Raw genomic sequence first — 15,731 nt, 5'->3', positions numbered from 1 at the left:
GGTACGCCGGTACGCCGGTACGCCGGTACGCCGGTACGCCGGTACGCCGGTACGCCGGTACGCCGGTACGCCGGTACGCCGGTACGCCGGTACGCCGGTACACCGGTACACCGGTACACCGGTACACCGGTACACCGGTACACCGATACGCCGTCGATCCGCGCCGTCGAGGCGTGCCCGATCGCCCTCCGTAGCAGCATCACCAGCACAGCCCGGCGGACACCGGACGGGCCCACCCGCCGGACGGCACACCGAGCGTGCCCCAGCCCGGAGTCGACCGCCGGCTCTCGTACGCGGTGGCGTCGGGCACGCCAAGGTGGCGCACCGCGAAGCCTCGAACCACGCGCGTTCCGCTGCCTGCCAGGAATACCTGCCGCCGTCTCGACGTCGGCCCTGCCCGCGAACCAGGAAACTCCGGAAACCACCCAGGAATCGAGGACAGTAATGAAGGGACTCCGGTCCGTTCTCCGAGGTCGTGCCGCCGTACTGACCGCGGCCTTCGCCGCCGTGCTCGCCGCGGGTGCCCTCACGGGCACCACGGTCTCGCAGGCCGCCACGTCGCAGCCCTGCGACCTGTACGCCGCCGGCGGGACCCCGTGCGTCGCCGCCCACAGCACCACCCGTGCGCTGTACGGTTCCTACAACGGGGCGCTCTACCAGGTGCGCCGCGCCTCGGACAACGCCACCCGCGACATCGGGGTGCTCAACGCGGGCGGATACGCCGACGTCGGCGCCCAGGACTCGTTCTGCGCCGCCACGAGTTGCGTCATCACGGTCGTCTACGACCAGAGCGGCCGGAACAACCGCCTCACCCAGGCACCCCCGGGTGGATTCAACGGCCCTGCCGCGGGCGGCTACGACAAGCTCGCCAACGCCACGATGGCGCCGGTCACCCTCAACGGCAACCGTGCCTACGGCGTCTTCGTCTCGCCCGGCACCGGCTACCGGAACAACACCACGAACGGGATCGCGACCGCCGACCAGCCCGAGGGCATGTACGCGATCTTCGACGGCACGCACTACAACGACGGCTGTTGCTTCGACTACGGCAACGCCGAGACCAACAGCCGTGACAACGGCAACGGCACCATGGAGGCCGTCTACTTCGGCAACAGCCGCGGCTGGGGCTCCGGTTCCGGCAACGGCCCGTGGGTGATGGCCGACCTGGAGAACGGCCTGTTCTCGGGCGCCAATCCCGGCAACAACGCGAACGACCCGACCGTGAACCACCGCTTCCTCACCGCGGTCGTCAAGGGCGAGCCGAACCACTGGGCCATCCGCGCCGGAAACGCGCAGTCCGGCGGACTGTCCACCTACTACAACGGGGCCCGGCCGAACGCCTCCGGCTACAACCCGATGAAGAAGGAGGGCGCGATCATCCTCGGCATCGGCGGCGACAACAGCAACGGCTCCGCCGGCACCTTCTACGAGGGCGTCATGACCTCCGGATACCCCTCCGACGCCACCGAGAACGCCGTCCAGGCCAACATCGTCGCGGCCGGCTACGCGCAGGGATCGGGTGGCGGCGCCGCCCTCAACACCGGCTCGACGATCTCGCTCCGGGCGACCACCGCCTGCTGCACCACCCGCTATCTCAGCCACTCCGGCACGGCCGTCGCCACCGCGGCCGTCACCTCGTCCAGTGCGGCGGCCGACAAGGCCAACGCCTCCTGGATCGTTCGGCCCGGTCTGGCCAACAGCGCCTGCCGCTCCTTCGAGTCGAAGAACACCCCGGGCAGCTACCTGCGGCACCAGAACTTCCAGCTCTACCTGCACGCCAACGACGGCAGCGTCCTGTTCGCCGACGACGCCACCTTCTGCTCGCAGGCGGGTGTGAACGGGCAGGGCAACTCGCTGGTCTCCTACAACTTCGCCGACCGGTACGTCCGCCACTACGCCAACACCGGGTACGTGTCCTCCAACGGCGGCTCCAACAGTTTCGACGCGCCCGCGCTCTGGGCCGACGACGTCAGCTGGGTGGTCGCCACCCCCTGGACTCCCTGACCGTGAACCGGGGCGGCCGTCCCACCGGGCGGCCGCCCTCCGCGGTACCGGCCCGTCCTGGGTGGATCCGCCACCGCGCGGCCTCGCGCCGCCAGATCGGGGGCCTCGACGCCGAGGGAGCCGACTACGATGATCACAACGGCGATCAGATCGTCTGACGTCCCGACGGGATGCGGCCGGTGACTCCAGGCGGCCGCCCCCGAACAGGACTCTCCTCGGCCGGACGGAGACCGGCCCGACGCAGACCGACCGGACGTCGACCGACCGGACGTCGACCGACCGGAGCCCGCAGGGCCGTCGGAGGAGGAGACGCCCGGTGGTGGATCGCGTCGGATCACAGGGGAGGGCGGACAGTCATGTCGGCGACAACGTGGTGGCGGGAGCAGCGGGCCCGACGTCTGCACGACGACGGGGTGCGGATGTCCGGCGCGGAGGACTGGGTGCGGGCGGAGATCGCGCTCCGTACGGCCGCCGGGATCAGGGAGGGGCTCCACGGGCCGCGGCACCACGACACGCTCGCGAGCCGGCTGTGGCGTGCCGACGCGCTGGTCGGGCTCGGCCGTGCAGACGAGGCGGTCGCCGAGCTCTCCGCCTGCATCGAGGACGGGGGCCGGGCGTCCGCTGACGTGTCGCAGATGGTCCTGGAGGCCCGTTTCCTGCGCTGCCGGGTCCTGCGGAAGGGGCCGCTCTGGCGGGATCCCCGGGTGGAGGAGGACGCCCGCGCGGTGGCGACGGCGCTGGCGGGTCGGTTCGACGAGTTCCACCTCGATGCCGCCGATCGGCTGGGCAGTGTGCTCGGCCGGCTCGGACTGTACGCGGAGGCGGTCGCCGCCGTGGACGGCCCGATCGACGGCTTCGCCGACCGGAACGCCGCCGACGAGCCACTGCTGCTCCGCAGCCGCGTGAACAGGGGCGGGGAGCTCGCCTATGTCGGCCGGTTCGAGGAGGCGTTGGAGGAGTGGCGCGGGGTGATGGCGACGATCGGCACCCCGCGGGGCCCGTCGCAGGCCTACGCCCTCGCAACGGCGCGGTCCGGGCTCGTGTTCGCGCTGTGCGGCCTGGGGCGTCACGCGGCGGCGGAGGGCGTGGCCCGCGGCGCACTGGCGGAGGTTGCGGAAGGCGCCGACCTGGCGAGCTTCCGTGCGACCCTGCGGATCAACCTGGCCCGGAGCCTCAACGGGCAGGGCCGGTACGAGGAGGCATGGGAAGAGGTGCAGGCCGTACGGGCGGCGCTGGCGTCGGACGCACGGAAGCCGTCCGCGGAGCAGTCGCCGCTGGAGGTGGCGGCGGCGTTCGCCCTGCTGGGTCTGGGCCGGTACGGCGAGGCGGAGGCGGCGGCCGCCGAGGCCGTCCGTTGCTGCCGGGAGCAGACGGGCGCCGCTCACCACCGGGCCCTGGAGGCCGGACACGCTCACGCGGCCGCCCTGGTCGCCCAGGGGCGCCCGGAGGCGGCGGGCCTGCTGGCCGCCAACCTGGCGGCGTGGCGGGCCGGCTTCGGGGACGCCCATCCCGGGACCAGGGCGGCGGTGGCGCTCGCCGGCTCGGGCTGACGCCCACGGGCGGGGAGAATCCGGTCGGAACACCGGTGAGCGCCGGACCCGCCTCATCCGGTGATCGAGTGGGCCTTCCGCCGCGGCGCGGCGGCGGCGCCGGAGCGGGCGAGGCCGTGGTTCCGACTGCGCGCCAGGCCCACCCCGACGAGCACCAGGGCCATGCCCGTGACGACGCGAAGGCCCACGCGTTCGCCGAGAACGATCGCGCCCAGGGCCACCGAGACCACCGGCAGCAGGTAGCCGACGGTCGCAGCGGTGGTGGGACCCTCGTCGGCGATGAGCCGGGAGTTGAGATGGAACGTGACCCCCGTGCCGAAGACGCCCAGGACGGCGACGGCGGCCACCGCGGTGAGGGTGGGGCCGGAGAGGTTCGCGGCACCTGAGGGGAGAGCCACGGTGCTCAGGCCCGTCGCGGCGATGAGTTGGGCCGCCGAGAGGGCCAGCGGGGCGGTCCGGCGGCCGATGAGGTGCCGGGCCATGTAGGCGAAGGCCACCGCGTAGCTGACGGCCGCGGCGAGCAGGGCCGGCACGCCCCAGCCGCTCAGGCCACCGCGCTGCCACGGGGCGAAGATGAGCACGGTGCCCGCGAAGCCGAGCAGGAGGCCGGCCAACCGGACCGGACGGATGCCGCGTTCCGTGCCCGTCGTGACGGCGATGACCAGGGACCACAACGGGGTCGTGGCGTTCAGGACGCTGGCCACGCCGGAGTCGACGCTCTGTTCGCCGATGCCGAAGAGGAGGAACGGCAGGGCGTTGCAGAAGAAGGCGGCCACCACGAGGTGGCCCCAGGTCCGGCGGTCGCGCGGGAGGCGCTGGCCGCCGGCGCGGGCCAGGACCAGCAGGACACCCGCTCCGAGCGCGCAGCGGATGACGGTGATGTGGAGCGGGGAGAGGCCGCCGGACAGGGCGACCTTGATCCAGAGGAAGCTCGATCCCCAGAGCAGGGCGAGGACGGCCATGCGTATCGGGGTGCCGTGTGGGCCGCTGAGCACTGTTCGCCTCCTGGTGGGTTTTCGTCCCTTCGTACGGTGCCTCGCCGGTTGTCGTAAGACAAGCGAAAAGATCTGGATGCAGAGTTAAGCTGTTCTACATGCTTGATGTGCGGCGTATGCAGGTGCTGAGGGCCGTGGTCACCAGTGGGTCGGTCACCGCGGCGGCACGGAATCTCGGGTACACCCCTTCGGCGGTCAGCCAGCAGATGGCGGTGCTGGAGAAGGAGGCCGGGATCGGGCTGCTGGAGCGGACCGGGCGGGGCGTGCGGCCGACCGAGGCCGGGCGGCTGCTCACCGAGTACGCGGCCGTCATCGGCAGGCACGTCGCCGAGGCGGAGACCGCGCTCGCCGAGCTGCGGGCCGGTCGGACGGGCCGCGTGGTGGTCCGGTACTTCGCCACGGCGGGGTCGGCGATGGTGGCGCCCGCCGTGGCGGCGCTCCGCCGTGACCAGCCGGGTGTCCAGGTGGACCTCAGGCTGGGCGACGGCGAGGACTCCCTACGGGAGGTGAGGGAGCGTCAGGCCGACGTGGCCCTCGTGGTCCGGTCACCGGACGGGGTGTCCGTCGACGGCGTCCGGTTCGCGCACCTCGCCGACGACAGGTATCTCGCCGTGCTTCCCCGGGGGCACCGGCTTGCCGCGAAGCAGGTACTCGACCTGACCGACCTGGCCGAGGAGCCCTGGGTGGGCAGCGACCAGCCGGGGCCCTGCCTGGACCCCGTCCTCGACGCCTGCGCCTCGGCCGGTTTCAGCCCGGACTTCGTCGTCGAGAGCGGGGACTACGCCACTGCGCAGGGGTTCGTCGCCGCCGGCCTCGGGGTGAGTCTGATCCCCGAGTTGGGGCTGGGCAGCCGTCACCCCCACGTGGTCGTCCGCGAGATCCGCAATCCGGAGCCGGTGCGGGCGATCTACGCCGCGATCCGTGACGCGTCGCCCGTGCAGCCCGCCCTGCGCAGACTGCTCGACGCGCTGCGGAGCGCGGCCGTGGAGGCCGCCGGTGGCCCGCAGCAGGTGGTGGCTGGTCACCCGGAGGGGTGAGCCGCACGGCGTCGGCCCGGAAGCGCCCGGAAAGGTTCGTCCGGGCGTCGCCGAGTCGCGACAACAACAGGTGGGGCGGGCGCCGGCCCGGATCGCGAGGGGGTCGCCGGCTCCTGGACGACCTGGTGGAGGCCCGGGCCGGCGCCGCGTCCGGTGGGGCGTGCGGGGGTGCGGGGCAGCACCCCCGCACGCTCAGCCGCGCTGCGAGACGTGGGCGGCGACGATCCGCCAGCCGACCGCCGGGAACCGCACCCAGGTCTGCGACTGGCGGCCGATCCCGGGGACACCGGCACGGCGGAAGGTCATGCTGGTCACGGCGAAGGCGTCGCCGAAGGTGGTGATCTCGATCCGCTCCGGGCTGCGGTCGAGTCCGGCCGCCGGGCGCGCCCGGCGGAACGCGGCGATCTCCTCCGGCCCGAACAGCTCCTCCCCGGCGCCGAACCGGACGGTCCGCGGGCCGTCGTGGAACAGCTCGTCGAGGACGCCGACGTCGTTCGAGGTGAGCGCCCGTTCGTAGCGGGCGAAGGCTGCCCGGACCTCGGCGAGCGCGGCGGGGTCGTCGACGGTCTGGTCCGGTGCCGCGGTGGCCGGCCCGGTGCCGGGGGCCGCCGTCACCGGGTGGCCGGGCTGAGCGGGGCGCCGTCCGCGGGGGCGGTGCGGACGTCGGGCACCGGGAAGGTCAGCCGGCCCGCGAGGTGGGCGAAGACCGGGCCGAGCGCGTTCATCACCACCACCGACAGCCAGGCCGCCCAGGGGCTGCCGGGCACGAATCCGAAGCCGCCGAAGAACGTCGCGAAGTACGAGGCGAAGCCGAGGAACATGCCCGGGACGAGCGAGAACAGCCGTAGCCGCCCGGCGTACATCAGGGCGGTGTTGACGACCAGGATGACGCCGGCGAGCACGGTGTCCTGGGCCAGCCGCCCCGGGCCGAGGCCGTCGCCGATCCGCTGCGTCACCAGGACGATCAGCAGGGCGAAGAACGACCCGGCGGGCATGGCCGCCCAGAGCCGCCGGGCCACCGGCAGGCTCGGGCCGCCGGCCAGGAAGGTGCCCGCCCAGGAGATGAAGATCGCCCAGGGCGGCAGGTTGAGTGCGGTACCGCCGATGAAGGCGGTGGATGCGGCCAGGACGGAGGCCGTGATCTCGTGCGGGATCCGTTCACGCATGGGGGGACTCCTGGTGTGGGGGAAGGAGGAGTGTGCAGGGGCGGTCGGGGGCGGGGTCGCGGACGCGGGGTCAGGACGTCCGGAACAGCAGGTCGGTGGTGCGGGTCGACCGGGCGACGATCCGCCCGCCCTTGATCACGGCGGTGCGGGCCGGCCGGTCCAGCAGCACGTCGCGGACGTTGTGCGTGTCCAGCACCACGAGGTCCGCCGCGGCTCCGGGCCGCAGGCCATACCGGTCGGCGACGCCGACCACCCGGGCCGCCTCGGTGGTCGCCATGGCGAGGACCCGCGCCAGGTCCTCGGGGCCGGACAGGTGGCCGGTCTGGGCGAGGAACAGCCCGACCTCCAGCAGGTCGGCGTTCCCGTACGGGGTGAAGGCGTTGCGCACGTTGTTGGACGAGTACGCGCAGGCGACCCCGGCCGCCCACAGCTCGCGGACGGGGGCGACGCCGCGCCGGGGGTTCACGGTGTCGGCCCGGCCGTTGAGATGCATGTCGGTGGCCGGCAGCGGGACGACCGCCACCCCGGCGGCGGCCAGCGCGGCCAGCACCTCCCCCCGCTCGGCGGGCGGGCGGCCGGCCAGCGAGGTCATGTGGCCGAGCGCCACCCGGCCCCGCAGCCCGCGCTCCGTGACGGCCCGCGCGATGTACCCGGCCATGGCGAACCGCGGGTCGGCGGCGTCGTCGGCGAAGTCGGCGTGCAGGTCGGCCGGGACACCGAACTCGACGGCGAGGTCCAGCACGAGGTCGACCTGGCGCCGGCAGTCCGTCAGGTCGGCCTCGTTGTAGGTGCAGCCGCCGATCACGTCGGCGCCCCGGCGGAGTGCCTCGCGCAGCAGGTCGAGTGTCCCTTCGGCCCGCAGCACGCCCTCCTGCGGGAAGGCCACCACCTGGAGGTCGACGACACCCCGGTACTCCTCGCGCAGCTCCAGCATCACGTCGAGGGCGAGCAGCCCCACGATCGGGTCGACGTCGGGGTGGGCGCGCACGAGGGTGGTGCCGTTCGCCACCGCGTCGTCCAGCACGGCCCGCGCGCGGTCCCGGACGTCCTTCGCGGTGAACGCGCGATTGAGTGCCCCGGTCACCGCGATGGCGCCGGCCAGGGTGCCGTCCGGGTTGGGTCGCTCGCGGTCCAGCAGGGCCTTGTCCAGGTGCAGATGGGACTCGATGAGGCCGGGGATCACCACCCGTCCCGCACAGTCGAGCCGTTCGGCACGGTCGAGCCGTTCGGCGTCCGCTCCGGCACCGGTCGGCGGGGTGCCGTTCGGCGCCGGACCCGGCGGGCGGGTGCCGATCGAGCGGATCAGGCCGCCGCCGAGGTGGATGTCGACCAGGTCCGCGCCGTCGGCCACCCGGGCGTTGACCAGGACGAGATCGGGCGGTGGGCTTGCGTGCATACAGGCGTCCCTTCGGGGCGGCCCGGCCTCCGTGGCTGTGCTGCCGGAGGCGGTGGGTGAACGGTGCCGAGAAGCTGTCCACCGGTTGTATACAAGCCCTTTGTTGCGGGGGATCGTCGGTCGCGCAACGCCGGTGTTTCCGGCGGAGGCCGGATCAGGGCGTCCCCGCCGGTCCGCCTACCCGCCGGACCGCCTACTCGACATCCGGCTCCGGCCGGCGCCGCCGGTACGCCGACTGGGCGAGCGCGATGTGACGGGCCACCAGCTCACGGGCCCGCTCCTGGTCGCCCTCGTCGATCGCCGACACGATCTCGGCGTGCTCCCGCCAGGAGTCGGTGGCCCGGCGGGGCAGTTCGGCGGCGTACACCCAGGCGATCTTGTCGCTGAGCTGGGTGACCAGCTGCCCGAGTGTGCGGCTCCCGGAGGCGGCGGCGATCACCTCGTGCAGCCGGCTGTTCAGCCGGGAGAGCTCCTCCAACCGCCCGTCCTCCGCGGCCTCCATGCCCAGCGAGACCAGTTCCTTCATCCGCCCGACCTGCTCCGCCGTCCGTCGCAGGGCGGCCCGCCCGGCCCCCAGCGGCTCCAGCAGGGCCCGGACCTCCAGCAGATCCTCGGCCTCGTCGTCGCTCAACTCCACCACGGCGATGCCCGCGTAGGGCCGGCTCACCAGAAAGCCCTCGGCCTCCAGCGAGCGCAGCGCCTCGCGGACCGGCACCCGGGAGACCCCGTACCGCGCCGCCATGGTCTCCTCGGTCAGCCGCTGGCCGGGGCGGTGGACACCCCGGATCAGGTCCTCGCGGATGGCCCGGACGACCGCCTGCGGCGAGACCCGCCCGCGGCTGGTGGCCGGCCGCACAACCTCGTCTTCCATGGAAACCTCGATTGGATACAATCGCCGCTCCTTCGGCGAAAGAGCTCGCGTGGCGAACGTACTACAACCCGGTACCGGCCCGATCAACGGCGACGCGTACCTCCCCTCGACCCCCGACACCGTCTCCTGGGGCCTGCTGCCGACCGCGGCCGACCGGCCCGTCCTCACCGTCGAATCCGGTTCGACGGTCTGCTTCGACACCGTCAGCCACGAGGGCCTGCTGGCCGATCAGGGCGGCGACCCGGCCGCCTTCTTCGGGGCCGCCGGCATCGCCTCCGACCAGCTGCTCGCGGACGCCCGCGACATCGGCGCCGCCCTCACCCACCGCCCCGACCGGACCGGGCCGCACATCGTCACCGGTCCCGTCGCCGTCCGCGGCGCCCGCCCCGGCGACGTGCTGGAGGTCCAGGTGCTCGGCCTGCTGCGCCGCGCACCCTACGGCGTGATCAGCAACCGGCACGGGCGCGGCGCGCTGGCCGGCGAGTTCCCGATACCCCCGCTCGGCTGGCCGGACGGTCAGCCGGTGTCCACGGTCAGCCTGGTGGCCCGGGTCGACGACGAAGGCCGCGGCCTCCTGCCCACCGGTGACGGGCGGGCGGTGCGCTTCCCGCTGGCGCCCTTCCTCGGCATCATGGGCGTCGCCACCGCCGGCGACCGCCCGCACGACTCCGTCCCGCCCGGCCCGCACGGCGGCAACCTCGACATCCGGATGCTCACCGAGGGCGCCCGGCTGTACCTGCCCGTCCAGGCGGACGGCGCGCTGTTCTACACCGGCGACCCGCACTTCGCCCAGGGGGACGGCGAGGTCTCGCTGACCGCCTTCGAGGCGCCGCTGAGGGCGACCCTGCGGCTCACCCTCCACCGCGATCCCGCCGTCCGCCGGCTCGCCGCCGAACTCGCGCTGCCCTACGCCGAGACCGCCGACGCCCACCTGCTGCTCGGGCTGGACCCGGACCTCGACACGGCCGTCCGGCAGGCCACCCGCAACGCGGTGACCTTCCTCCGGGCCCGCCACGGGCTGCCGCCGGCGGTGGCCCTCGCCTACCTCAGTGCGGCCTGCGACGTCCGGATCTCCCAGGTCGTGGACCGGGTCAAGGGCGCCCACTTCGTCCTCCCGAAGGCGGACCTCGCCGACCTCGGGACGGGCCCCGCCGCCGACGGGGAGGCGTCATGACGGCCGCCCGCCCCGGCCCCTTCGTGGCCTGGCTGCCCCAGCCGCCGACCGGGCCGGCCCCCGCCCGGGACCGGCCGAGGTTCGGGGCGGGCCCGCTGGCGGGTGTCCGGCTGGCCGTCAAGGACGTGATCGACGTCGCCGGTCTGCCCACCGGTGCCGGCCACCCCCGCTGGCTGGCCACCCACCCGGCCGCCGTGCGCGACGCCGAGGCCGTGTCCCGGCTGCGCGCCGCCGGCGCCCTGGTCGTCGGCAAGACCCACACCGACGAACTGGCGTACAGCCTCGGCGGTACCAGCGCCCACTACGGCGCCGTGCCCAACCCCGCCGCGCCCGGCCGGGTCAGTGGCGGTTCCTCCAGCGGCACCGCCGCCGCGGTCGCCGCGGGCCACGCCGATCTCGGACTCGGGACGGACACCGCGGGTTCGATCCGCGTGCCCGCCTCCTACTGCGGCCTGTACGGCTTCCGGCCCTCGCACCGGCGGGCCCCGCGCGCCGGGATCGTCCCGCTCGCACCCTCCTTCGACGTACCGGGGCTGCTGGCCCGTGACCCGGCGGTGCTGGACGCCGGCCTGCGGGCCCTGCTCGGCGCCGACGGCCCCGATGCCAGGCGCAGCACCGGAGACGACGTGCCGGCGGGGAGCCGGCCGGTGCGGCGGCTGCTCGTCCCGGACGACCTGTGGTCGCACGCCGGGGCGTCCGTCACCCGGGCGCTCGGCGGTGCGGTGGCCACGCTCACCGGGCTCGCCCCCGTCGACCGCAGGTCGTTCCGGGCGCCGGACGCACCCGGCTGGGAGCGCACCCGGGAGGCGTTCGCCGCCGTCCAGGCGGCCGAGGCCTGGGCGGCGCACGGTGACTGGATCACCGAGCACCGCCCGGAGTTCGGGCCGGGCGTGGGCGCCCGGTTCGCCGCGGCCCGCGCGGTGACGGCGGAGCGTGCGGAGCTGGCCCGGACGGAGCTGGCGGCCGGGCTCGCGCCGCTCCTGGAACTCCTCCACGGCGGCGACCTGCTGGTGCTCCCGGCCGCGCCGGGGCCCGCACCCCGGTTGACCGGGCCGGTGCACCCGCCGGAGGTACCCGCGGACCGCCGGACGGCGCGAGGACCCGCGGCCCCGGACCGCAGGGCCGCCACCGTGCTGCTGACCTGCCTGGCCTCGGCCGCGGGGGCGCCGGCCCTCTGCATCCCGGCCGCCCGGCTGGACGGCGCCCCGCTCGGCCTCTGCCTGGTGGCCGCCCCGGGCTCCGACGAGCAACTGCTCGACCTGCTGGCCGTACTCGCGCCGGCCCTCACCCAAGGCCGGCCGGCCGTCCCCGGCTCGTCCGACCCGGCCGCGGCGCCCGTCCCGATCCCTCGGTTCGCCCCGCCGCCCCAGCCCGCCCCGCCCCAGCCGTCCGCCGGGCCCGAGGCGTCCGCCGGGGCTGGCCCCACCCCCGCGAAAGGCCACTGATGAAGCGCCCCCTCGCCCTGCTGGAACGCGTCGGGATCGACCCGTACCTGTTGGCCATCCTCGCCACCGTCACTCTCGCCGTCGCACTGCCCGCCGGCGGGTCGGCGGCCCGCGGGCTCTCGGCGGCCACGACCGTGCTGATCGGCCTGCTGTTCTTCCTGTACGGCGCCCGGCTCTCGCCCCGGGCCGCGCTGGCCGGCGCCACCCACTGGCGGCTGCACCTCACCATCCTGGCGGCCACCTTCGCGGTGTTCCCGCTGCTCGGGCTGGCCGCCCAGGCGCTGGCGGCCCCGGTGCTCGGGCCGGACCTCGCCCGCGGTGTGCTCTTCCTCTGCCTGCTGCCGTCCACCGTGCAGTCCTCGATCGCGTTCACGGCGATCGCCGGCGGCAACACCGCGGGAGCGGTCTGCGCGGCCTCCTTCTCCAGCCTGCTCGGCATCGTCGTCACGCCGCTGCTGGCCTCCGTGCTGCTCGGCGGTGCGGGCGCGGTGCGACTCGACGCAGGGGCGGTGCTGACCCTCGTCCTGCAACTGCTGCTGCCCTTCCTGCTCGGCCAGCTCTCGCGCCGCTGGACGGCCGGGTGGATCGCCGCGCACAAGCCGGTGGTGACGGCGGTGGACCGCGGGTCGATCCTGGTCGTCGTCTACGGCGCCTTCAGCGAAGGCATGGTGGCCGGGATCTGGCACACCGTCTCGCCCGGCCGGCTGCTCCTGCTGCTGGGAGTCTGCGTGCTGCTGCTGACGGCCGCGCTGACCCTGACCGACCAGGGCGCGCGGCGGTTGGGGTTCTCCCGCGAGGACCGCATCACGGTGGTCTTCTGCGGCTCCAAGAAGAGTCTGGCGAGCGGGCTGCCGATGGCCGCGGTGCTGTTCGCCTCCTCGGGCCTCGGGCTGATCGTGCTTCCGCTGATGCTCTTCCACCAGGTGCAGCTGATGGCCTGTACGGTGCTGGCCCGCCGGTGGGGCGCCGCGGCGGCGGCCGACCGCGTCCGGGCGGGGGCAGCCGTCCCGGTCGGCTGACCCCGGCGGTCGAACGGCCCCGCAGTCCCGCGGCGCGGACGGTGAGATCCCCGATACACCCGCGTAACGCGGCGGTGCGGTCCGGGCAATGCGGTCCCCCTACGGTCGGCTCGACGGATTTCGTATACAAAAGCGAGATCCCCGGCCCGAGGAGCCCGATGAGCCCGCGCACCGCAGCAGACCGCGCCACAGCGCCCACCCGCACACAACCGCGCACACCGCCGCCCGCGGCGCCGCCCGCACCTGCGGGGACGACCCCGCACGGCGGCGCCGCGGACGAGTACGAGCACCGGCCGGTGCCGCCCGAGGCCCGGCGCAGCCTGCTCTCGGTGGCCGCGGTCTGGGGCGGATTCCCGATGTGCCTGGGCAACGCGGTCTTCGGTGGCCTGATCGTCTACAACCTGGGCCTGCTGCGCGGCATGCTCGCCGTCCTGGTCGGAAACCTCGTCCTGCTCGGGTACGTCGGCACCCTCAGCCACCTCGCGGGCCGGACGGGCGAGAACTTCTCGCTCCAGTCCCTCACCACCTTCGGCCGACGCGGCCGGACCCTGGTGGTGGGCTTCCTCTCCACCGTGGTGGTCGGCTGGTTCTCGTACCAACTCGGGCTCACCGGAAGCACGTTCCACGACCTCTTCGGCTGGGCACCGGTCTGGGGCGCGCTGCTGGGCTGCGCCTTCTACACCGCGGTGGCGGTGGCCGGGATCCGGGCACTGTCGGTCCTGGGGCTGGTCGGCACACCGCTCTTCCTGGTGCTGGCCGCCGTCGCGCTGATCTTCGGCACCCGCGACGGCGGCTCACTGGGCAGCGCGGTGGCCTACCACGGCGAAGGGCACGCGATCCCGTTCTGGGCCGCCGTCAGCATCGTGATCGCGGGGTTCGCGGACTCCGGCACGATGACCGCCGACTTCACCCGGTGGGCCAAGGACGGCCGGTCCGCCGTCGCCGCCACCGCCGCGGCCTTCCCGCTCGCCAACACCGTGGCGTACCTGGTCGGCGGCCTGGTGGTGGCCGTCGGCGGCGCCGCCGATCCGGCCCGCGACGGCGGGGCCTTCCTCGGCCTGCTCACCGGCCACGGCCCGCTGCTCACCGCTCTCGCGGTGCTCTTCGTGCTCACCAACCTCGGGTCCGTCGCCTCGCACTGCCTCTACAACGCCGCGGTCGGCTGGTCCGGCGTCACCCGCGCCCGGATGCGGACCCTGGCACTCGCACTGGGCGCGGCCGGTCTGGTCGTGGCACTCACCGGGGTCTGGAGCTCGATCGTGGAATGGCTCTCCCTGCTCGGCATCGTCGTCCCGCCGATCGGCGCCGTCCTGATCATCGATCACCTGATGCCGCACTGGGGGGCCGCCCGGCGCGCGGTGGAATCCGTCCGCCTCCCGGCCCTCGCCGCCTGGGCCGCCGGCTCGGCCGCCGCGACGCTCGTCCACGAGCAACTGCCGGGCTCGGTGGACGCCCTGGTCGGGATCGCCGTCGCGGCACTGTGCTACGCCGTCCCCGGACTGCTCCGCCCGGCCGGGCCCGGTGCCGGGCCGGTCGGTACTGCCGCCGTACCGTCCCTCACCCCTGGGGAGCGCCGGTGAACCGCGCCGAACGCGACGAGCTGTGCTTCCTGCCGGCCACCGAGCTGGTGGCTCTGGTCCGCCGCCGTGCCCTGTCACCCGTCGAGATCGTGGACGCCGTCCTGGACCGCATGGCCGAGGTCGACCCGGTCCTCGGCGCCTTCTGCACCCCGACCCCCGAGCGGGCCCGCGCCCGGGCCGCGAGCCTGGCCGACGACCTCGTCCACGGCCGGCCGACCGGGCCGCTGGCCGGTGTGCCGATCGGGGTGAAGGACCTGCTGTCCACCGCCGGCATCCGGACCACCTCGGGCTCCGCCGTCCACGCCGACCACGTCCCGGACGAGGACGACATCGTGGTGGAACGCTCGGTGGCGGCCGGCGCGGTGGTGCTCGGGAAGACGAACGCGACCGAGTTCGGCTACAGCCCGGTCGGCCACAACGAGCTCTTCCCCGCCACCCGCAACCCCTGGAACCCGGCGCTGACACCGGGTGGTTCGAGCGCCGGGTCGGCGGCCGCCGTCGCCGCCGGGCTCGGCCCGGTCGCGCTCGGCAGCGACGGCGGCTGTTCGGTCCGGGTGCCCGCCGCGCACTGCGGCCTGGTCGGCTTCAAGGCGTCGATGGGCCGCGTCCCGGTGTACCCCGGCTGCCGGGACGAGCGGCTGCCCGGCGTCTCCGGCTGGGAGAGCGTGGAGCACATCGGTCCGCTGACCCGGACGGTCGCCGACGCGGCCCTGGTGCTGTCGGTCCTGGCCGGTCCCGATCCGCGCGACCGGCACTCGATCCCCTGCGGCGACGTCGACTGGCAGGAGGCCGCCCGGCGCGGCGCGGCGGACGGCGTCGCCGGCCTGCGGGTCGCCTGGAGCCCCGACCTCGGCCACCTCGCGGTCGACCCGGAGGTCCGCCGGATCACGCGGGCCGCGGTGGACGTGTTGGAACGCGAACTCGGCTGCCGGGTCGAGCAGGTGACGCCGGACTGGGCTGACCCGGCCGCCGCGTTCCAGGCCCTGGTCGTCGCCGAGACCGACCTGCGGGGGATGCGGCGCATGATCGACGAACACGGACCGCGGATGTCCCCGCACCTGGTCGCCTGGATGCGCCACCCCTGGACGGCCGAGGACCTGACCGACGCCAACATCGCCCGCAAGGCCCTGGTCAACCGGATGGCCCGGCTGATGGCCGACCACGACGTGCTCGTCACCCCCACCGCGGCCGTGCCGCCCTTCCCCGTCGGCGTCCTCGGGCCGACGGAGACGGACGGACGCACGGTGGCGGAGACCGCCTGGATCGGCTTCAACTACCCGGCGAGCCTGACCGGTCAGCCCGCCGTCAGCGTGCCCGCCGGGTGGACGGCCGACGGGCTGCCGGTCGGGCTCCAGATCGTCGGACGCCACCTGGCCGACGCCACCGTGCTACGGGTGGCCGCGGCTTTCGAACGCGTCGCCCCATGGGCCCACCGACGTCCCGGAGGCATCCAGGCGGTCGGCCGGGCCGGGAGCTGACGGTCCGGCTCCCGGC

Annotated in this window: 13 protein-coding genes; 8 read left to right on the top strand and 5 right to left on the bottom strand. The window is 74.6% G+C overall.

Going from position 1 to position 15,731, the window contains the following annotated elements; all coding sequences use genetic code 11:
• Positions 1–444: 444 nt before the first annotated feature.
• On the top strand, positions 445–2,004 hold the full coding sequence (locus tag ACFTWP_RS24405) for an alpha-L-arabinofuranosidase B (RefSeq protein WP_380266858.1): 1,560 nt from the start codon (positions 445–447) through the stop codon (positions 2,002–2,004).
• A 356-nt stretch (positions 2,005–2,360) separates the two neighbouring features.
• On the top strand, positions 2,361–3,554 hold the full coding sequence (locus ACFTWP_RS24400; RefSeq protein WP_380266857.1) for a hypothetical protein: 1,194 nt from the start codon (positions 2,361–2,363) through the stop codon (positions 3,552–3,554).
• Positions 3,555–3,607: 53 nt separating this feature from the next.
• On the opposite strand, the gene ACFTWP_RS24395 is transcribed toward ACFTWP_RS24400, so the two are convergent.
• Positions 3,608–4,516 (bottom strand): DMT family transporter, encoded by a 909-nt coding sequence (locus ACFTWP_RS24395; RefSeq protein WP_380266905.1) that lies wholly within the window; start codon positions 4,514–4,516, stop codon positions 3,608–3,610.
• A 131-nt stretch (positions 4,517–4,647) separates the two neighbouring features.
• On the opposite strand from ACFTWP_RS24395, the gene ACFTWP_RS24390 reads away from it, so the two are divergent.
• Entirely contained in the window at positions 4,648–5,586 is a 939-nt protein-coding gene (locus ACFTWP_RS24390) for a LysR family transcriptional regulator (protein ID WP_380266856.1), read from the top strand.
• 192 nt (positions 5,587–5,778) lie between these two features.
• Here the strand turns inward: ACFTWP_RS24390 and hpxZ are convergent, their stop codons facing one another.
• The 4 genes from hpxZ to ACFTWP_RS24370 all read right to left on the bottom strand — a co-directional run bounded on the left by hpxZ (position 5,779) and on the right by ACFTWP_RS24370 (position 9,019).
• Positions 5,779–6,201: an oxalurate catabolism protein HpxZ gene (hpxZ, locus tag ACFTWP_RS24385; RefSeq protein ID WP_380266855.1), complete on the bottom strand. Its 423-nt coding sequence runs from the start codon at positions 6,199–6,201 to the stop codon at positions 5,779–5,781.
• Positions 6,198–6,752, bottom strand: coding sequence for a DUF1097 domain-containing protein (locus ACFTWP_RS24380; RefSeq protein ID WP_380266854.1), 555 nt, complete (start codon positions 6,750–6,752; stop codon positions 6,198–6,200). The genes hpxZ and ACFTWP_RS24380 overlap by 4 nt, the downstream gene beginning before the upstream one ends.
• Before the next feature lie 70 nt (positions 6,753–6,822).
• Positions 6,823–8,148 carry an amidohydrolase family protein gene (locus tag ACFTWP_RS24375; protein WP_380266853.1) on the bottom strand — a complete coding sequence of 442 codons (1,326 nt, stop codon included), beginning with the start codon at positions 8,146–8,148 and terminating at the stop codon, positions 6,823–6,825.
• A 193-nt stretch (positions 8,149–8,341) separates the two neighbouring features.
• A complete protein-coding gene (locus ACFTWP_RS24370) occupies positions 8,342–9,019 on the bottom strand; it encodes a GntR family transcriptional regulator (protein ID WP_380266852.1) in 678 nt (225 codons plus the stop codon).
• A gap of 49 nt (positions 9,020–9,068) precedes the next feature.
• On the opposite strand from ACFTWP_RS24370, the gene ACFTWP_RS24365 reads away from it, so the two are divergent.
• From ACFTWP_RS24365 to ACFTWP_RS24345, 5 genes are all read left to right on the top strand, one after another.
• Complete coding sequence (locus tag ACFTWP_RS24365; RefSeq protein WP_380266851.1) at positions 9,069–10,193, top strand: acetamidase/formamidase family protein; 1,125 nt, start codon at positions 9,069–9,071, stop codon at positions 10,191–10,193.
• On the top strand, positions 10,190–11,638 hold the full coding sequence (locus tag ACFTWP_RS24360) for an amidase family protein (protein WP_380266850.1): 1,449 nt from the start codon (positions 10,190–10,192) through the stop codon (positions 11,636–11,638). The genes ACFTWP_RS24365 and ACFTWP_RS24360 overlap by 4 nt, the downstream gene beginning before the upstream one ends.
• Positions 11,638–12,657 carry a bile acid:sodium symporter family protein gene (locus tag ACFTWP_RS24355; protein ID WP_380266849.1) on the top strand — a complete coding sequence of 340 codons (1,020 nt, stop codon included), beginning with the start codon at positions 11,638–11,640 and terminating at the stop codon, positions 12,655–12,657. Before ACFTWP_RS24360 ends, ACFTWP_RS24355 begins: the two co-directional genes overlap by 1 nt.
• 158 nt (positions 12,658–12,815) lie before the next feature.
• Entirely contained in the window at positions 12,816–14,237 is a 1,422-nt protein-coding gene (locus tag ACFTWP_RS24350) for a purine-cytosine permease family protein (RefSeq protein WP_380266848.1), read from the top strand.
• The gene (locus ACFTWP_RS24345; RefSeq protein ID WP_380266847.1) at positions 14,234–15,715 is read left to right on the top strand and encodes an amidase; all 1,482 of its coding nucleotides are present in this window, start codon (positions 14,234–14,236) and stop codon (positions 15,713–15,715) included. The genes ACFTWP_RS24350 and ACFTWP_RS24345 overlap by 4 nt, the downstream gene beginning before the upstream one ends.
• Positions 15,716–15,731 lie beyond the last annotated feature (16 nt).

Origin of the sequence: Kitasatospora sp. NPDC057015 (assembly GCF_042673745.1) — a bacterium.
Taxonomy (GTDB): domain Bacteria; phylum Actinomycetota; class Actinomycetes; order Streptomycetales; family Streptomycetaceae; genus Kitasatospora.
This window is presented reverse-complemented; position numbering and strand designations above follow the sequence as displayed.